15 protein-coding genes are annotated in these 18,449 nt (G+C 52.7%); 5 read left to right on the forward strand and 10 right to left on the reverse strand.

The window, feature by feature from the left end; genetic code table 11:
- Nucleotides 1-9: 9 nt before the first annotated feature.
- The 3 genes from AAC022_RS18100 (at nt 10) to AAC022_RS18110 (ending at nt 3,243) form a co-directional block, all read left to right on the forward strand.
- Complete coding sequence (locus AAC022_RS18100; RefSeq protein WP_339733327.1) at nt 10-1,464, forward strand: DUF1501 domain-containing protein; 1,455 nt, start codon at nt 10-12, stop codon at nt 1,462-1,464.
- A 278-nt stretch (nt 1,465-1,742) separates the two neighbouring features.
- Nucleotides 1,743-2,714: a DUF1559 domain-containing protein gene (locus AAC022_RS18105; protein ID WP_339733328.1), complete on the forward strand. Its 972-nt coding sequence runs from the start codon at nt 1,743-1,745 to the stop codon at nt 2,712-2,714.
- 79 nt (nt 2,715-2,793) lie between these two features.
- Entirely contained in the window at nt 2,794-3,243 is a 450-nt protein-coding gene (locus tag AAC022_RS18110; RefSeq protein WP_339733329.1) for a hypothetical protein, read from the forward strand.
- Between the two features lie 325 nt (nt 3,244-3,568).
- On the opposite strand, the gene AAC022_RS18115 is transcribed toward AAC022_RS18110, so the two are convergent.
- Nucleotides 3,569-5,107: an aldehyde dehydrogenase family protein gene (locus AAC022_RS18115; protein WP_339733331.1), complete on the reverse strand. Its 1,539-nt coding sequence runs from the start codon at nt 5,105-5,107 to the stop codon at nt 3,569-3,571.
- Between the two features lie 26 nt (nt 5,108-5,133).
- Entirely contained in the window at nt 5,134-6,240 is a 1,107-nt protein-coding gene (locus AAC022_RS18120; RefSeq protein ID WP_339733333.1) for a saccharopine dehydrogenase C-terminal domain-containing protein, read from the reverse strand.
- A 185-nt stretch (nt 6,241-6,425) separates the two neighbouring features.
- Here AAC022_RS18120 and AAC022_RS18125 point away from each other — a divergent pair, with 185 nt between their 5' ends.
- Nucleotides 6,426-7,784, forward strand: a complete 1,359-nt coding sequence (locus tag AAC022_RS18125; RefSeq protein WP_339733334.1) for a hypothetical protein — start codon at nt 6,426-6,428, stop codon at nt 7,782-7,784.
- Nucleotides 7,785-8,073: 289 nt separating this feature from the next.
- On the opposite strand, the gene AAC022_RS18130 is transcribed toward AAC022_RS18125, so the two are convergent.
- The 8 genes from AAC022_RS18130 to AAC022_RS18165 form a co-directional block, all read right to left on the reverse strand.
- Nucleotides 8,074-8,547, reverse strand: coding sequence for an SMI1/KNR4 family protein (locus AAC022_RS18130; protein ID WP_339733336.1), 474 nt, complete (start codon nt 8,545-8,547; stop codon nt 8,074-8,076).
- Nucleotides 8,544-9,380, reverse strand: a complete 837-nt coding sequence (locus AAC022_RS18135) for a polyphosphate kinase 2 family protein (protein WP_339733338.1) — start codon at nt 9,378-9,380, stop codon at nt 8,544-8,546. The genes AAC022_RS18130 and AAC022_RS18135 overlap by 4 nt, the downstream gene beginning before the upstream one ends.
- Nucleotides 9,381-9,563: 183 nt before the next feature.
- Complete coding sequence (locus AAC022_RS18140) at nt 9,564-10,007, reverse strand: hypothetical protein (RefSeq protein WP_339733340.1); 444 nt, start codon at nt 10,005-10,007, stop codon at nt 9,564-9,566.
- A gap of 233 nt (nt 10,008-10,240) precedes the next feature.
- Nucleotides 10,241-11,188 carry a DUF1559 domain-containing protein gene (locus AAC022_RS18145; RefSeq protein ID WP_339733342.1) on the reverse strand — a complete coding sequence of 316 codons (948 nt, stop codon included), beginning with the start codon at nt 11,186-11,188 and terminating at the stop codon, nt 10,241-10,243.
- A 178-nt stretch (nt 11,189-11,366) separates the two neighbouring features.
- A complete protein-coding gene (locus AAC022_RS18150) occupies nt 11,367-13,985 on the reverse strand; it encodes a plasma-membrane proton-efflux P-type ATPase (protein ID WP_339733343.1) in 2,619 nt (872 codons plus the stop codon).
- A gap of 347 nt (nt 13,986-14,332) precedes the next feature.
- A complete protein-coding gene (locus AAC022_RS18155) occupies nt 14,333-15,592 on the reverse strand; it encodes an FAD-dependent oxidoreductase (protein WP_339733344.1) in 1,260 nt (419 codons plus the stop codon).
- On the reverse strand, nt 15,589-16,533 hold the full coding sequence (locus tag AAC022_RS18160) for a proline racemase family protein (RefSeq protein ID WP_339733345.1): 945 nt from the start codon (nt 16,531-16,533) through the stop codon (nt 15,589-15,591). Before AAC022_RS18160 ends, AAC022_RS18155 begins: the two co-directional genes overlap by 4 nt.
- A gap of 17 nt (nt 16,534-16,550) precedes the next feature.
- Nucleotides 16,551-17,498 (reverse strand): dihydrodipicolinate synthase family protein, encoded by a 948-nt coding sequence (locus AAC022_RS18165; RefSeq protein ID WP_339733346.1) that lies wholly within the window; start codon nt 17,496-17,498, stop codon nt 16,551-16,553.
- A gap of 178 nt (nt 17,499-17,676) precedes the next feature.
- Here AAC022_RS18165 and AAC022_RS18170 point away from each other — a divergent pair, with 178 nt between their 5' ends.
- Entirely contained in the window at nt 17,677-18,417 is a 741-nt protein-coding gene (locus AAC022_RS18170) for an AraC family transcriptional regulator (RefSeq protein WP_339733347.1), read from the forward strand.
- Nucleotides 18,418-18,449: the final 32 nt, after the last annotated feature.

The following is an 18,449-nucleotide window of genomic DNA, read 5'->3' on the forward strand; positions in this document are numbered from 1 at the left end:
AGGGCGTTTATGTCATTTGATCCGATCCCGTTGAATTCCGACTTTTCCTCACCGTCGCTCAATCGTCGTGCGATGCTGGGGCAGAGTGTGCTCGGCTTTGGTGCGTTGGGACTGGCGTCACTGCTGGCGGAAGACGGCTTGTTACATGCCGCGGATGGGGCGCCGGCGGTCACCGGAACAAGTCATTTTCCTGCCACGGCGAAGAGTGTGATCTTTCTGTTTATGTCGGGGGCGCCAAGTCAGGTCGATACGTTCGACCCGAAACCGTTGTTGACGAAGCTGGAAGGCCAGTCGGTGCCGGAGAGTATCGCGGCGCGCGTGCCGAACATTCCACGCGCGGGGCTGGGATCGAAATTGATGGCGTCGCCGTTCAAATTTAAAACATATGGTCAGAGCGGGATTCCGGTTTCTGATCTGTTTCCCGAGACTGCAAAACAGATCGATGAGATTTGCGTACTGCGTTCGGTGAATCATCGCGTGCCCGTGCATGGACCGGGAGAATGTATCGCCCTGACTGGCTCTGCGATTGGAGATCGACCCAGTTTGGGAGCGTGGATGACATATGGGCTGGGAAGTGAAAGCCGCGATCTGCCCGGATTCATTTCGATGTTGTCGAATAGCAGCGGGCCGGCACCACAGACGCCGGGCTGGGGCAACGGTTTTTTACCGTCACGGTTTCAAGGAACGCTCGTGGATGGCAAACGTGGGATTCCATATACGAAGATGCCCGCCGGCTATTCGCATAAGAATCGGCGTGAGCAGCTGGATTTCATTAAATGGATGAATCAGGAACATCTGGCGCAGCTCGGTCAGGATTCGGAGCTGGAAGCGCGAATCGCCTCTTATGAACTTGGGTTTCGTCTCCAGACGTCGGCTCCGGAAGTGTTTGACCTGGAAAGTGAAACGGCTGAGACGGCGAAGCTGTATGGTCTGGATGAGAAACCAACGGCGGAATTCGGCAGACACTGTTTGATTGCACGACGGCTGGTGGAGCGGGGCGTGCGGGTCGTGCAACTACGAAATGGAGGCTGGGATGCCCACGGTGCGATCAAAGCGAATCATACAAAGCGGTCTAAGGCCACAGATCGACCGGTGGCGGCGCTGCTGCAAGATCTTAAACAACGGGGACTGTTGGATGAGACACTGGTGATCTGGGGCGGCGAATTCGGACGCACGCCGACGACAGAGGGTTCCGCGAAAGGTGATCGGCGTGGCCGCGATCATTTGCCAACGACTTACTGCATGTGGATGGCAGGCGGCGGTGTGAAGGGTGGTCAGATTGTTGGTCAGACGGATGAGCTGGGTTATACGCCGGTGGAACGGCCGATTTCACCTGCGGACTTGCACGCCACACTATTACATGCATTGGGGCTGGATCAGCACAAGCTGTTTTATATGCATAACAACCGGAAAGAAATTACTACGGTGCTGGGAGGGGAAGTGATTGGTGAGGTGTTTGCTTGACTGTGATATTAAGGAGCTCACTTGTTGTGTAAGAGAGCTTTCACAAGCACTGTTGGGCAAGCCAACAATCGCACACGGTAAGCGCATTCGAATCATAAATTAACTGGTTTTCGTTCAGGAAATGAGCGGAATGGCGCCAGCCACCGTTTTCAAAACGCAAACCAGCAAACCCAACGGCGGCTGGCGCCGAGCCGCTCATTAGGATGAGAAATGTTTAAATCAGGAGTTCTGTTTTTGTTCAGGGATATTTTTATATTTTGATTAGTGAAGGATAAGTCATGCGTTCTTTTGATAAAAGAGGTCGGAAGGGTTTTACTCTGATCGAGCTGCTGGTGGTGATTGCCATTATTGCGATTTTGATTGCGTTATTATTGCCAGCCGTGCAACAGGCTCGCGAAGCCGCCCGTCGCAGCACTTGTAAGAATCAACTGAAGCAGATCGGTCTGGCGTTACACAATTATCATGAGACGCATCGTATCTTTCCGCAAGGAGGGTTTGGGCAGTCGATCGGTTCGGGGACTTCAGCGAGTACGGCTAATAACGTCAGCATGAGTTTCCTGGTGATGATCCTGCCGTTTGTGGATCAGGCTCCTTTGTATGACACGTTTAATTTCAACAGGGGCTATTCCTATTCAGCGAATCTGCAAGCCTGCTTGAATGTGCCGCCGGTTTATCTCTGTCCCAGTTCGAACAAAACGCACTCAACGCATACCAGCGAAGTGGTCGGTTCTGCCCCGACTTTCGCTTCCCATTATGTGGGCAATATGGGACCAGTGGGGACCAATGCGGTGACTTCCGCGCCGTATCAGCTGGAATGCGAGAACCCCGCTTCAGGCACTTCGGTGCCGAATTGTCGTGGCGGGAATGATGTGTCCAACCTCGGCGTACTGGGAGGTCCGCGCTCGAATGTCAAGATGCGCGATATTCTGGATGGTAGTTCCAATACGATTATGGTGGGAGAAATGTCAGGACATCAATACCTGACTGAAGTCATTGCGCCCCGCAGTTGGAATCGAGGCTGTCATAGTGATTCGTGTGGCAGCAGTAAGAATGTGAAGTATGGCATTAACGTGCATGGATTTATTTCCGGCGAGTTCAACAATATGAGTTTTGGAAGTGTTCACGAAGGGGGTTGTCATCTGCTGATGGCCGATGGCAGCGTGCATTTCGCTTCCGAAAATATAGACATGAACGTGTACCTCGCGACCGCCAGTCGTGAAGGGGGCGAGACGAACACACTGGAATTCTAAAAGACCCTGAATTCGATATCTCCCGTGATCTGATGCGGGAGATGTTTTTTTATCTCTTACTCAATGGATGGTTTGACCGATGTGGAATATGAACAGTCTCAAGCGTTGCGTGATGTTGTTTAGCGGCATCGGTTGTCTGCTGCTGGCAGGCTGTGGTGCCGGGGGCAGCGATGTCACGTTATACGATGTTTCCGGCACCGTGAGTTATAACGGGAAGCCGGTTCCCTTTGGTTCCGTTATGTTTATCGCAGACGCCGATGAAGGAAACACAGGGCCGCAGGGAGTTGCCGAAATTAATGATGGCAAATTTAACACGGCTCAAGCTGGGCGGGGCGTCGTTGGTGGTGCGTACAAGGTGATTATTAAGGGGCGCAGCGTACAAGGTTCTGCTGAAGATGATGAAGGCCAGAGTCCTGCTCCTCTGTTTGCTGCCTATCAGACAGCGGTAGTCTTTCCGGAAGAGAATACGGTGCAGGAGTTTGAGGTGGTGGGGCGACGCTCAAAGCCTGGAGTATCAGTTGAAGAGTAGAATGCTGTGTGTGATATTGAGATGTATTTGATGAATTAAACAAGTGTGGAAAGGGACTTTCACAAGCACTGTCGGACAAGCCGACAGTGGCACACGATAAGGTTCTCAGGTCGGTTTATTAACTGGTTTTCGTTCAAAAAATGAGCGGAATGGCGCCAGCCACCGTTTTCAAAATAATTACCAACTCACCAAACGGCGGCTGGCGCCGTGCCGCTCATGAAGATGCGAGTTGTCTGAAACCGTTGATCTTTCTACCTGTCATATTCTGCTCGCTTTGCTCGGTTCGAATTCCATTCGGGCTTACCCGATGAAAAATAATTCGGTACTACAGATCAAATTTGATGCCCTGCGCCAGGGGGAGTTCGGTCGAGTAGTTAATCGTGTTGGTGGTGCGGCGCATGTAGGCTTTCCAGGCGTCGGAGCCGGATTCGCGGCCGCCACCGGTCTCTTTTTCGCCGCCGAACGCACCGCCGATTTCTGCGCCGCTGGGGCCGACGTTGACATTCGCGATGCCGCAATCAGATCCGGCAGGGGAGAGGAACTGTTCGGCCTGACGGATATCGTTGGTCATGATGGCCGAAGAGAGTCCCTGCGGAACTGAGTTGTGCATTTCGATTGCCTGGTCGAGCGTTCGATACTGCATGACGTACAGAATGGGAGCGAAGGTTTCCTGCTGGACGATCTCTGTCTGACCGGGCATTTCAACAATCGCGGGATGCACGTAACAGCCGTTCGCGTATTCTGTTTCGACGATTTGATGTCCGAAATGAACCGTGCCGCCTTGTTCTTTGGCGGTTTTTAATGCGTGCTGCATGGCATCGAGCGCGCGTTGGTCGACGAGCGGGCCGACGAGTGTACCGGGTTTGAGTGGATTGCCGATGGGCAATCGCTGGTAGGCGTTTTTCAACGCCGTCAGTAATGGATCGGCGATGCTTTCGTGAACGATGAGACGCCGCAGGCTGGTACAGCGTTGACCGCAGGTGCCGACGGCTGAGAACAGAGCCGAGCGAACCGTCATTTCGAGATCCGCCGACTCGGTGACGATCATGGCGTTGTTGCCACCCAGTTCAAGCAGACTGCGTCCCAGACGACGGGCGACGGTAGTGGCGACAGCGCGGCCCATGGGGATGGAACCGGTGGCTGAGATTAGAGGGACATCGTGATGTTCGGCGAGCGCGTTGCCAATTTCTGCGCCGCCGATGAGAAGATTCGAAATGCCATTGGGGGCTTCAGGAAAATTCTGTGCGACCTGATTCACAATCTGCTGGCAGGCAATGGCGCAGAGTGGTGTTTTTTCGGACGGTTTCCAGACAACGGTATCGCCACAAACGAATGCAAGCATCGCATTCCAGGCCCAGACGGCGACGGGGAAGTTGAACGCACTGATCACGCCAATCGGTCCCAGAGGATGCCATTGTTCCATTAACCGATGTCCCGGTCGTTCGCTGGCGATTGTTTTGCCGTAGAGCTGTCGGCTCAAACCGACGGCGAAATCGCAGATGTCGATCATTTCCTGGACTTCGCCGAGCGCTTCCTGGGTGATTTTGCCGGCTTCCCAACTGACGATGGTGGCCAGATCGACTTTGTGCTTCCGCAGGGCTTCGCCGAGCAGACGTACGAATTCGCCGCGACGGGGCGCGGGAACGGCGCGCCATTTCAGGAAGGCACTCTGTGCTGTGTCGACAACCAGCCCGACATCGCCGAGCGTGGCTTCGTTGAACGTGGCGAGCGTTGAGCCGTCGATAGGAGACTTGCCCGTTAGCAGTTCGCCGGCGCCAGTCTGCCAGTTCGTTCCGACAGCGACCGCCGCAGGTTGATCCGCAACGCCGATATTTTGTAAAGCTTCATGTATGGAATGAGTCATGGTTATGCTCGCTTGATAAATGTCGATTAATCCAGGGCAAATGTTTCTGTTTCATAATAGCAGCCGAAGCGGTTATTGATAAAACTGTCGAAGGGAATCTCTTCCTGTCGGATCAGGCCGGTCCTCTTGATCTGGTTTTGTTGGACTAGATCGACGACGGCACAGATGCCGGCTCCGGTGGTGAGTTGAATGGCACTCCAGACTTCGCCGTTGATTTCCTGTGCATACAGTTTTCGCAAGTCACTCTTTTCGACGAACTGCCCATTGCGATTTCCACGCACCGTGCAGAATACAATCACGACATCTTGAAAGGTGACGGGGATCGAGTGTTCCATCACATCCTTGAGCAGTTCACGGCGGTCTGCCAATCGCAGATCTTGCAGCAGGAACTTCATCAGTTGGTGGTGGCCGGGATAGCGGATGGTTTTGTAATTCAGTTCACGGACATGGCCGTCCATTGTTTCGCAGAGCGTTCCCAGTCCGCCGGATGTGTTAAAGGCTTCATACACGTTGCCATCGAGAGTGAACTGTTCTAACCCTTCCAATGGCAGCTGGTTTTTGATTTTGTGTCCGTGAATGACTTCGCAGGGATTACAATATTCGTTGATCAGTCCGTCGGTCGACCAGGTCAGATTGTAGCCGAGTGCGTTGGTTGGATGTTGTGGCAGCGCGCCGACGCGCATACGGACGGTATCAATTTCGTCGAACCATTCCATGACATGTTTACTCACGATGGTGACAAAACCGGGTGCGAGGCCACATTGAGGCACGAAGACCTGACCCGTGGTGGCATCATCGGCAATTTCTTTGACGGCGGCGGTGGTCTGTCGGTCTTCGGTGAGATCGAAATAATTCACACCTGCTTCCAGAGCGGCGCGGGCGACTCCCGGATTTTCGCGAAAGCTGAGTGCAGAGATGACGGCGGTGCAGCCTTGCATCATGTGAACCAGTTCCGCATGCGAATCGGCATTCAGCACGCGTGTTTCTGCGGTGGGAATCCGCTGTTGTATTCGTTCCAGAGCAGCGGGGACACGGTCGGCAATTCGCAGTTGATAATCGCCAGACTTAATGAGTAGCGAGGCGATCATCCGCCCGATTTTTCCCGCGCCAATGAGTAATATAGTTTGAGACATGGCAGGTTCTCCAGACAGGGATGAAAGACGTGATATGATAGAGGGAACCTCTACACAATTATATACGCGAAAAACGGCTTTTCTGATTGAGTTTCTGTTTTGGTGTGATTTCGCGTATTAATGAAAGAGAGGCGTCTTGACTTTCAAACGGGCCATGAAACAATATGGTTATAAGGAGGTAAGTTATGACCAGTCAACAACTTGCGACCTTTGATTGGAAACGATATCCAGAGACTGCGGAGTTTCTGAACCAGCGGATTGACACGTTTTGTGCGCAATCCTCGCGCATCAAACAATTTGCCAGTGATTTGCAAACTAGAACCGGGACCCGGTTGATTGACTGGGTGGATCACTTTGAATTGCATTGGTCCGACGAACTGGAGCAGACCTTGGCTGGCTTGGGTTATGAAGCGGCCCGCGGTTTGAAATTCAAACTGTTTCAGCATCCGGCGGCGCATTTCCCAGCGATTCAGGCAAGCACCGGCGAGTCGGAACGTCTCTCTGTACGCGTCGATTCCGTCGTTGATTTTTTAGCCATCCATCAATGTGCGCTGGAGTTGCCGATTGAAGGGACGCCTGGTGCGTCTGTGCGTCAGCGACTGGTCTTTCACGAAAACGGTGTCGAACTACATGTGATTGAACGGCATGGCGTACGCATTGATACGGTGAAGAAGCAACCAGATCCAGATTTGAAGGACCTGCTCAATCATACTCAGGCGTTTCGTTTGCGCAAGCGGGACTTTGCCGGCGATATTGACGGCTTTGAACATGCCGAGTCGATGATTCGTATTGCGATTGAAGACCTGGGAGTCGACCTGACTTGTGATCTGTTTTTCGCAGCAGAGCGGGCTTACTGGCAGCAACGTAACGTTGTTGCTCGCATTCAAAAGGGGCGTCAGGATTTGCTGGGAGTGGGTTGGGCGAATCACGATCATCATACCTATCGTTCGAGCCGCACACAATTCTGGCGTTTGATCTCGCTATTTGAACTACTCGGGTTTCAATTGCGCGAACGTTTTTACGCGGGTAAAGAAGCAGGTTGGGGGGCACAGGTGCTCGAACATCCGACGACCGGCGTTGTGATCTTTGCCGACGTGGACTTGTCGCCCGAAGAAGTCTCACAAGACTTTGCGCATGAGCCGTTACCCGAATTAAACGAACTGGGTACGGTCGGCCTCTGGTGCCGTCTGCATGGCGAAGCCTTTCTGCAAGCGGGCATGCATCATCTGGAATGCCTGTTCGACTTCACAGCCGCACGGGATCAACTGGCAGACGAGAACGATGTCAAAACGATGAAGCCGTTCACCGATCTGCCGCATCTCAAGCAGGCGTTTACAGCGGGGGAAATCTGGCCGGTCGAAGAGAGCCGGATTCAGTCGTTGTTGGATGACGGCTTGATTACGATTGAAGAAGCAGACAAATTCCGTGAGAAAGGGGCGATCGGCTCGCATCTGGAAATTCTGCAGCGGGAAGAAGGTTTCAAAGGCTTTAATCAGTCGGGAATTAATGACATCATTCAGGAGACGAACCCGCTGAAGCAGTAAGCGTGACTTTGGAATGGAATTAAGTTCTACCACGAAAAGGCACGAAAAAGTATTTTGCTGACTGTGGCGGATACCCGGTGCCGCGTTTGGTACGAAGCATTGTCAGTCACAAATACAAACAGGTACCCGAGAAAAGTATTTCGTCACAGAATGGAAATCAGATGATCTGGGTAAGCGAAAACCGACCGCAGATGATTTTGTGATGACCGTGCCGAGCGAGGAAGATCTGCGCCGTTCAAAGCAACGGAAGTTATAAGCGGGCAAGGGTTACGAAACAGTCGGCTTACTCTCAGTCATAGCTATCTCCCAGACTGATGAAATTTTCCTGGAGCCAGTACCAATAGTTTCCTTTTGACTGAATGAGTTGCGCCAGTAAATGTGTGAAACTGAGAGCGATCACCGGGCATTCCCCGGGGATGCCGTGTTGATCCCAAAAACTGTCATAACAGCGACCATAACGGTCTGGGTTCAGGTCCAAAGTGAGACGTTGTTCTCCCTCCTGAGCGATAATAAACCAGTCAAAACTGATATCATCTCGGCACGCTTCTCCTACGATGACTGGATTGGCCCGAACGAATTGATTTGGCGCGACGATATCAATTGCGTAGTCTGCTCCTTCAAATAATCGGGCACCTCCCGCGAGACGGTAAAATTCTTCCAAGTCAGTAGGGATTTTTATCTCAATAGCAGGAATTCCTTGAGGAGGGGCAACTTCGCAATTACTCAAATTATTCAATTGTTCTATCAGCTTAACAATGCTCATTTACTCTCTTCCGCCATCTGGTGGTATTTCTGTTTGATTTCGTTGATGTCGACGGTGGGTTCGGGGAATTGCATGTTGAGGGTCTTTAATGTCTCGGCGACGATTTGGGAGATGGCTAAATTTCGGAACCATTTGTGGTTGGAGGGGATGATGAACCAGGGGGCGTGCTCCGTGCTGCAGTTGCTTAGCGCCGCTTCGAAGGCCTGGGTGTACTCGTTCCATAAAGGGCGCTCGGCGTAGTCGCCATCGCTGATTTTCCAGTGCCGGGTGGGGTCGTCGATGCGTTGCTTGAAGCGTTTGAGTTGTTCTTCCCCGTCGATGTGCAGATAGAATTTCAGGATATGGGTGTCAGTGTCGTGTAGGAGCTGTTCGAAGTGGTTGATGTGATCGTAACGTTTCGACCAGACGTCTTCAGGAACCAGATTGTGCACGCGGACCACCAACACGTCTTCGTAGTGCGAGCGGTTGAAGATTGCCACCTGCCCTTTTTCTGGAGTGGCACGGTGATAACGCCAGAGGAAATCGTGGGCGGCTTCCGTTTTCGTGGGAACTTTGAAGCCGCTGACCGTGCAGCCTTGCGGATTCATGGCGCCCAGCACATGTTTGATGGTGCCGTCCTTTCCCGCGGCGTCGCGCCCCTGCAGACAGATCAACAGCGAACGCTTGCCTTCGGCGTACATCAGGTATTGCAGCTCCTGTAGCTTCTGCTCATACGCTTCGATTTCCGGCAGTGCATGCGCGTGGGATTCATGCTGGTCTTTGAAGCCGGCATCGATCTGAGACAGATCGACCTTGCTGCCCGGTGTCACGCGAAATTGTTTGCTGTAATCCATGCTCAACGCTCTCCGGTTCGTTGGTGAGATTAACGAGCCCGTCCCGCATCCATTTTCACTTCCTGTGTTGTCGGTCTATAGAAATCGCTTGTGCCGGGCGGGGCCGCCTGCTTTCTGGTGAAGGTGCAATCACAGTCTTGTTTGGCAAGCTGCAATCATTTTCAATGAACTCAACGAAATCAATTATTCACTTTTCAGTTCAAATGTGAAATCGTTCTCTCCCTCTTTTTTGACATTCGCAGTGAGACCAGATGTTGTCTGACTCATGTATTTCTCTGGGATCGCTAAGACCCCTTTGACAGGCTTTCCGTTTGCGTCCATCGAGGGGGGCGTCGTCCACGATTGAATTGAAACCTTGTACAATCCTGGTTTGGCACCATCAGCGGATTGGGAGAAGTTGAGCTTAAAATCCCCGTCTTCAATCTTGCCGGTCGATGCTGCCTGGCCTGATTCGGGGGCAAAACCGATGATGCCGGTTTTTAATGGTTGACCGTCTAACGTCACTGTTCCCTGGACTGGAATCAGGTCGGGATCGCCTGCTGGGCCGCCACAACCAACGAGACTGAATAACGCGATGCTATTCACAATAAAAACGAACGTAGCGAGTTGAACTTTTTGCTGCAACATTTCCTGGCTTTCCTTAATAATCAGCTAGACTATTGATCTGCAAAACGAGACGAGGGTAAATCTCAAGATGTGAGATGTTCCACAACTAAAAAAAAGGACATCGTCGACAGCTCACACTGCGGAACGGGTCAGTTGGTGGAACTTGAAGAAATGAAAGAGAACCGCTCTGCCTGAATGCAGTAGCGGTTCTCTGAAACTTTAGAAACATCGATTCTCAACCGACTGTGACTACATTAATACTCGCCGATCACGTGGCCGTCGGATTTGTCACCAAGATAGCAGAATGTTTGATGATCAATATTTTCTGAGATGAAACGAACTGCACCATCTGCCATGCACACATGCAGGCCACCTACATGTGTACTGCTGAAACCACAGTTATTCTGGTAGTTATTGGGATTCGTGGTCTGAGTAGGGCTGTTGGGTTTTTGTCCTGTAAATGCACCAGGGAAGTTCGTGCTCCAGGCACCGCCCCAATGGCAGATCTCAGCCCGGCGTTCCCCTAGCATGAACGTATTGCTCGTGCCGTCTGTCACGTCTCGCATGCGCGTTTTAGTGACACCACGGGGGGAGAACAATCCCGGATGAGTGGTGTTTCCATAGCTATGAGATGAACCCCAGATATTAGCTGGTGTGACACACCAGCTGGGTGATCCTGCGGCCGTGCAATCAGGGGAGACGGCATCGGGGCGGCTGCTGCCACCACTGACTACGTAGAATAGACCCTGGGTACCAACGCTCCATGCATCAAAGTTGGCATTGTTGGAATCAGTTAAACTATCTGCAGCCGGATTGGACGGGCACTTCAGGAACGGAAACGATTTGTTCTCGAATAATGCCAGGTTATTGCTGCCAGTCGCGACATTGTTGTGTTCGCTGAAATTAATCTGATTGTACAATGTTGACTGCTCAATAAATGGCAAAATAAACTCGACCCACGTGTGATTTGTTGCTCCAAAATTAGTGGAAATATAGGTGCTTGCATAAGGGAACACGCGATGCGTGTCGTGGTAATTGTGCATGGCCAAGCCAAGCTGCTTCAAATTATTCTTGCAAGTACTCCGCCGTGCTGCCTCGCGGGCTTGCTGAACAGCCGGCAGTAGCAGGGCGATCAGGATGGCGATGATCGCGATGACCACCAAGAGTTCAATCAATGTAAAGCCTTTTCGTTGTTTTCTCACGCTGAAGATTCCTTCGATTGTTTAAGACAATAATTACATCAAAGATTCAATATATTTAAATGTAATTATGTCTTGAACCAATGTCAATTGGATCAACAGGTCAGAATAAGGATGAGTTCGAGGTATTCTTTATTAATTAAGAGAGAAAAAAGTGAGTGATGCCGGGAACCGTTTTTGGTCAACGCTTCTTTGTATTTTGGGCAGAGAGACTGGGGCGTCCCGCATCCCTGTTTAACTGGCTTTTGAGAAACCGTTTGTACCAGGCGGGGCGATGATTTTCGCCTTGCTCAATTTTATGGTAGATCGCCAGCTTGACCAGGTCGAGGATCACCATCCAGAGCAGCATATAGAGCCAGACCAGGCCGATGATCGTCCACGGAATGGGAGAGACGAACCAGCCCAAACCGCACATCAGAACGGCGAGGAGTTGAGTGCCCACGATCGCCAGAAATAACGGCCTTGCTGGCCAGGGGGGCATGAAGAACAGGCTGCGGGAACGCATCACAAATAGCAGCAGGTGGCCGCCGGCGACGATCTGCAGGAAGATCACGGTCTGCAGTTGATCGTGCGTCAGATGAATCCAGGCGAGCCAGTCGTGATTGCCCATCCATTCCATGCCGATCAATAGCAGCGTGAATGTCTGAACGACCGACAGCAGCCCCATTAAACTCGAAATCGTTAGCAGCCGCCGCATATTCCAGCGCACCGGCTTATCGGGTAGAAGAGTGTTGTCGTAGGCGATCGTCATAATGGGGACGTCATCGAGCAGTGCCAGAAAGACGATCATCACCGGCGTTAACGGAGAGAAACCAAAGAAGCAGGTCGACAAGACAACAACGAACATGATGTCCAGAGTCATGCTAACGCGGAATAAAACGTAGTTGATGATGCGTTCGAAGATCTTCCGCGCTTCGTCGATGGCATCGACAATGGTCGAGAGGCCGGGCTCGGTCAGAATCAAATCCGCGGCGGCTCGTGCGGCGTCGGTCGCACCACTGACGGCCACGCCGCAATCGGCCTGTTTGAGGGCAGGGGCGTCGTTGACGCCATCGCCGGTCATCGCCACGACATGCCCGCGATCCTGCAGTGCTTTGACGATGCCGTATTTGTGTTCGGGGAAGACACGACCGAATCCGTCGGCTTTTTCTATACAGGCCGTGATTGGTTCGGGCAGATGGCTCATGTCCATCTCTTTGGTAAACAGGTCGGCGGCCGCCTGCAGGTGATTGCCGATGCCTAACTGACTGGAGATTTCGTTGCCGATGGCCACGTCATCGCCGGTCACCATTTTGACTTCGATCCCATGCTCCTGCGCTTGTCGAATGGTCTCTTTCGAGTCGTCTCGTGGCGGATCGAGCAGAGAGAGGATACCCAGAAAATTCCAGCTCTGGCCGTCGTCTGCTGATTCCGCGACTCCCAGAGCGCGCATGCCGCGGGCTGCCAGATCGAGCACGGCTTGTTCGCCTTTCGTTGTTGTGTCGGCATCGAGTTGGCAGAGCTCGATAATCACCTGCGGCGCTCCCTTGGAATATTTCCAGGTTTTGCCCTCTGCGTCGACAACGGTAGTCTCAGTTCGCTTACTGACCGGATCGAAGGGGACGAATTTTTCGACGCGGTAGTTGTCCAGAATGTTGGTCTGTTTGAGACCGGCGACGACTGCCAGATCGATTGGATCGTCGTCGTCGCGTTGTGAGGCGAGGGCACCGGCGAGTGTGATGGTTTCGGAATCGTTTGTTTCAAACAGAATTGGCTCGCCGAGGCTCAACTGATTTTTGGTCAGCGTGCCCGTTTTGTCCGAGCAGAGGATGTCGACGCCCGCCAGTTCTTCGATGGCTTCCAACCGCGAAACAATGGCTTTCTTTCGTGACAACGCCAGCGCACCCAGGGCATTGGTGACGGTGATGACCGTGGGCATGGCGACGGGGATCGAGGCGATTAACAGGACGAGGATCAGCCGCAGGATGTCGACCAGTTCGGTCCAACGCCAGTCATCTTTCACGATGACATCTCGATAGAATTCCACACTAAACAGAATGAAGGCCAGCACCATCGACAGGAAGATCAGGAAGTCGCCGATCTGCCCGACCGCTTTCTGTGAATGAGAAGCCTCGGTGCCTGCTGCCGCGACGAGGCTGGCGGTACGACCGAAGAACGTGTTTTTTCCGGTGCCGATGACGACCGCCGTCATTTCTCCCTTTTTGGCGATGCTGCCGGAGTAGCCGCTGTCGCCTACTTTTTTGCTTACCGGCAAGGATTCGCCGGTCAAAGCCGCCTGGTCGATGCTGATGTAATCGCCGCCGATAAAGCGAACGTCGGCCGGCAGAACTTCGCCGAGTTTAATCCGTATGACATCGCCGGGTACAACTTCAGCCGCGTCGATTGCAGAAAACTTTCCGTCGCGCAACGCTCTGGCTTTAGGAGCCATCCCTGCTTTCAGGGCGGCCAGTGCATTCGACGCTTTCTGTTCCTGCCAGAAACCAGAGGCCGCGTTGTAAACGAGTAGCCCCATGATGATGCCGAAGTCAGGCCAGTGGCCGATGAGTGCGGAGAGCAATGCGGCCGCCTCGATCATCCAGGGAATCGGACCCCAGAAGTAACGCAGAAATTTCATCAGGTTGCTGACTTCTTCGTCCGCCAGTTCGTTCCGCCCGTATTGTTCCAGGCGATTGGAAGCCTCGGCTGAGGTGAGACCGGCGGTTGTCGTTTCGAGCCGTTGATAGACGGAATCCAAGTCGGCCTGTTCCAGGTCCGGCGTACTGTTTGAGCTATCGTTGGTGGAAGCGGTGTCTGAGTTCATCTAACGGGCTCTCCGAAGCTGTGGGGGAAACAGACTAGTGGAGCGTCATTTTTTAATATTGGGTTGATAGATATCACGAGAGTGCGACAACGGAGCACGTAAACAACACCCCTAACCCTCAATTTCTAGCTTGACAAAGCACTAGCCGACGCGGTCGATTCATGTTGGCGAGTATACTTGTTGAGTAAAAGATCGACAATACGTTCACAGGGGAGCCGGCTTGCGAGAAACGGAAGCGGGGGGATCGTTTTGAGGAGAAGAGGTTTTTTCTACCGCGAAAGGCATGAAAAAACACGAAAGGGGGTTGGGGCGAGAACGTTTAACGTTCTTTCTCAGAGCATCGCGTTTCAAAATCGCGTCGGCGAAAAGGGGTTGGCGTCGATGTGAGTCGGTTTGCCTTGAATGAGCTCTGCGATCAACTTTCCCGTGGCTGTGGCCAGACTCATTCCGAGCATGTTGTGGCCGGTTGCGAGATACGCGTTCATGAGACGGGGGGTGCGACCGATAATCGGGAGGCTGTCCCAGGTCATCGGACGCCAGCCGAACCAGGTTTCCTGTGCGTTCTCTGTGGAAGGTGCAATCAGATAAGGCTCGGCCGATTTTCGTAATTGGGCGATGCGATGTTCGGGAATGGATGTGTCATAACCGGAGAACTCCATCATTGAACCGAGTCGATAGCCGTTCTGGAATGGTGAGACGCCCACTTTGTGTTCGGGAAACAGCATCGGATATTGGGGGCAAGGTGTTGGCCGCTGCATGGTGATGGAGTATCCCTTGCCCGGCTGGATGGGAATGCGACAATCCAGTTCGGCTGAGATCTGTGGGCTCCACGCACCTGTGGCAAAGACAAATCGATGTGCGTCCATTACTCCGCACGATGTTTTCAGCTGTGTGATTCGACCAGCCGATTTACTAAGCCCTTGCAACTCGCAGTTCTCGATAAACTTGACGCCGTTCTGTTTGAGACGCGCGACCCATTGTGAATTGAGAAGGTCTGGTCGAACCGAGGCATCTTCCGGATAATGGAACGCACCGGCAAGATCCTGCTTGAGTGCAGGATCGAATGCGGGTAAATCGGCGCCGTTAATACACTGGGCTTTCACACCAAAGTGATCGGACAAAATTTGATCCGTCTGCGAAAATTCGTGCATCCCTTTTTCGGTTTGCAGGACATACAGCAGCCCCTGTTCTTTCCATTCACAGTCAAGCTGCTCGTCAACGATGAGCCTGCGGTACTCGGTCATTGAGGAATCGAGGATCGTTTTGAGATGTTTTCCCGAAGCGAGCATCTGACGATGATTGCAACGCCGGGCGAATTGCCACATCCAGTTCCAGAGTGGCGGACTGAATCGTGGTTTGACGCGAAAGGGGGCATGAGGTGTGAATAATGACTTCAGGGCGGTACGAAATGCGCCCGGTTCTGTCAGTGGCAGTACATGACTTGGGCAGATGTAGCCACAGTTGCCGTGTGAGCAGGCACCTGCGAGTGAATTCCGATCAATGACGGTGACTTGCAGGCCTGCTTTTGAAAGATAGTGTGCGCAAGCGATGCCGATAATGCCCGAGCCGACAACAATTGCTGTCTCAGGTTGTGAGGACGAACTCATACAGACCCTTCCACTGTGATTCCGTATCGGAACGGGTCGTCGGGTTGTTGAATGAGTTTTCCTTCGCCGCAGATATAGGCATTGCCGGTGATTCTGGGGATGATGTGGCGTTCTGTTGTTTCGCGATACGTGGCAACAAAGCGACTGCCAATAATGCTTTCCTGAATCCAGGGTTCATCTGGTTGCAGTTTTTTATCAGCAGCGAGGCAGGCAAGTTTGGCGCTGGTGCCGGTACCGCAGGGGGAACGATCAAAAGCGCCGCCGGGGCAGTAGACGAAATTACGACTGTGCGCGTCAGAGTATTCCGCGGGACCGAAGAATTCAATGTGATCAATCTCTTCTCCATTCGCCCCGGTGATTTGCTGTCGTTCCAGCTCCGAACGAATCAGTTGAGCGGCATCGGTGAGCAGTCTCACATTGTGTGTCTTGAGTGCAAAGGGGGATTGTTCTACTAAGAAAAACCAGTTTCCCCCCCAGGCGATGTCGCCGACGATGGTTCCCAATTCTGGCACGTTCAGACTGACTTTGTGCCGATAACGATAGCTGGGTACATTTTCAATCGCGACCTTGTTGGGAGAGAGTAGATTGGCTTCGACGACGCCAACCGGAGTTTCTAACCGACAGAGACCAAGACCAATCCGACCTAGAAAGCCAAGCGTGACGGCGACGCCCATCGCACCATGGCCGCACATTCCCAGATAACCGGTGTTGTTGAAGAAGAGCACACCCGCTGCACAGGTTGTATCTACCGGTTCACAAAGTAAAGCGCCGACGACGGCCTCTGACCCACGCGGCTCATTGATGGCTGTGCTTCGATAGCGGTCGTGCTTTTCTTTGAAGCGTTGCAGGCGATCTCGCAGCGAGCCGCTGCCCAAGTCGGGGCCTCCTTCAATGATGACCCGTGTCGGTTCACCCTCTGTATGTGAGTCGATGATGCGCATAACAGGCTCCTCGTTGATTAAGTCGTTGAACCCGGCCAGATGCGCCACCATGTTCGGAACTGTTCCCACTGTGAACGAATAAAATTCTTTTGACTGGGACTGAGTGAATCGGTTTCGTAGAAGTGATGCTCATACTCGGGATTGCCTTCCAGCACCATCAGGTATTTATAGTACAATACCAGGTCCGGACCTTCATCGAAGGTGGCCAGCACGTTGAGTGCTTCTGTGAGTTCGAGTGCCAGTTTTCGTGCTTCCGCATCACCGGCGGCCGCTTGTTCGCAGAGTGCGATCAGACGCAGCGTTTCGACAGGCAAGGCGTTGCCAACCCCGGTGATGGCGCCGGTTGCGCCACAGTGAACGTAACCATGAAAGACCTGCGTATCCACGCCGGCGATTAAGACGAGATCCGGGTCGCTCTGAGTGATGTGTTCGCCAGCGTAACTGAGTGAAGCAGCGCCGCCGAATTCTTTGAATCCAACAAGATTGGAGTGGTCACGACGCAGGTCAAAGAACAGATCGGCTTTCGTTTCAAAACCGTAGTAAGGGCTATTATAAATGACTGAGGGAAGTTGACCGCCGGCTTTCAGGATTGAGGCGAAGTGAGCACGCTGGGCTGCGGGTGACGTTCCCCGGGATAAAACACGCGGGATAACCATCAGTCCTGCAGCACCGATTTCTTTTGCATGAGCAGCAATCGCAACAGCGCGTTGCGTGTTTTGTGCGCCAGTGCCGACCACGACTGGGACGCCCGCTTCTACCAGCTGACGCACCCCTCCCATGCGTTGTTCATCGGTGAGCAACGGCCAGTCACCCATTGAGCCGCAGTAGACGACGCCTCGCATGCCGACATCGATCAGTTCGCGTCCCTTGCGGACTAACGCTTTGAAATCTGGGGTGCCATCCGAGGAGCAGGGCGTCATCAGGGCGGGGATACATCCCTGGAAAATTTGTGCTTTATCAGACACTTTGGTTCTCCTTAGCAAGGTTGCAGTGGCTTCAAGTCTCATCTTGAGTCAAGACTGCCGAATGACGATCGTGTAAGTTCATCAAATATGATGATACGGATAAAACTCCGCTGTGTCTTGACAAAGAGTCGACAATGGACTTTAAAATGCGCATAATCAGGTGAAGGAGCCAAGTTGTATGATTCATGAGTTTTTAAGCCAGATTGATCCACCATTCACGGGGGAAGCATTGTTTGACCATCTGTCAGACATCGTCTTTTTCATCAAGAATGAGCGGGGGGAATATCTGGTTGTAAACAACACGCTTGTGGAACGCTGTGGAGTTCAAGACAAACGGCAATTGATTGGTCGTACGGCGGCTGAGGTGCTAAGGCCTCCGCTCGGAACGAGCTTTGAAGCCCAGGATCATAAGGTATTGCAAACGGGGCAGTCCATTAATTCCCAACTCGAGTTGCATTTCTATGCTTCGGGTGATGTGGGCTGGTGTCTGACGACCAAATTGCCTTTGCGGCAGAAAAAAACGGGCGCCGTGATCGGTCTGGTCGGTGTCTCCCAGGACTTGCATCTGCCTGATATGGCGACCGAAACGTACCAGCATCTTGCTGCCGCGATTTCCTATGCCGAGGAACATCTGGCACAACCTCCGTCAGTGGAAGAACTAGCGGACGTGGCAGAGATGTCACCCTACCAGTTAAATCGCCGCATGCGCCATGTATTTGGTCTAACCGCCGGTCAGTGGCTCTTAAAACTGCGCATCGATCGGGCACAGCATACGCTCAATACGACTGACGCATCGATTGCATCGGTCGCGTTGAGTGTCGGTTACGCGGACCAAAGTGCCTTTACGCGCCAGTTTCGCCGCACGACGGGAATGTCGCCCCGCGATTATCAGAACTCGAGAAACATCACGAATGAGTAAGACGATTGTTGCTGAATGTATATTTGGCTGTT

Origin of the sequence: uncultured Gimesia sp. (genome assembly GCF_963976445.1) — a bacterium.
Classification (GTDB): Bacteria; Planctomycetota; Planctomycetia; order Planctomycetales; family Planctomycetaceae; genus Gimesia.

Coding starts and splice junctions, on each gene's coding strand:
- AAC022_RS18100 (WP_339733327.1), top strand. CDS start 10: ATGTCATTTGATCCGATCCCGTTGAATTCCGACTTTTCCTCACCGTCG.
- AAC022_RS18105 (WP_339733328.1), top strand. CDS start 1,743: ATGCGTTCTTTTGATAAAAGAGGTCGGAAGGGTTTTACTCTGATCGAG.
- AAC022_RS18110 (WP_339733329.1), top strand. CDS start 2,794: ATGTGGAATATGAACAGTCTCAAGCGTTGCGTGATGTTGTTTAGCGGC.
- AAC022_RS18115 (WP_339733331.1), bottom strand. CDS start 5,107: ATGACTCATTCCATACATGAAGCTTTACAAAATATCGGCGTTGCGGAT.
- AAC022_RS18120 (WP_339733333.1), bottom strand. CDS start 6,240: ATGTCTCAAACTATATTACTCATTGGCGCGGGAAAAATCGGGCGGATG.
- AAC022_RS18125 (WP_339733334.1), top strand. CDS start 6,426: ATGACCAGTCAACAACTTGCGACCTTTGATTGGAAACGATATCCAGAG.
- AAC022_RS18130 (WP_339733336.1), bottom strand. CDS start 8,547: ATGAGCATTGTTAAGCTGATAGAACAATTGAATAATTTGAGTAATTGC.
- AAC022_RS18135 (WP_339733338.1), bottom strand. CDS start 9,380: ATGGATTACAGCAAACAATTTCGCGTGACACCGGGCAGCAAGGTCGAT.
- AAC022_RS18140 (WP_339733340.1), bottom strand. CDS start 10,007: ATGTTGCAGCAAAAAGTTCAACTCGCTACGTTCGTTTTTATTGTGAAT.
- AAC022_RS18150 (WP_339733343.1), bottom strand. CDS start 13,985: ATGAACTCAGACACCGCTTCCACCAACGATAGCTCAAACAGTACGCCG.
- AAC022_RS18155 (WP_339733344.1), bottom strand. CDS start 15,592: ATGAGTTCGTCCTCACAACCTGAGACAGCAATTGTTGTCGGCTCGGGC.
- AAC022_RS18160 (WP_339733345.1), bottom strand. CDS start 16,533: ATGCGCATCATCGACTCACATACAGAGGGTGAACCGACACGGGTCATC.
- AAC022_RS18170 (WP_339733347.1), top strand. CDS start 17,677: ATGATTCATGAGTTTTTAAGCCAGATTGATCCACCATTCACGGGGGAA.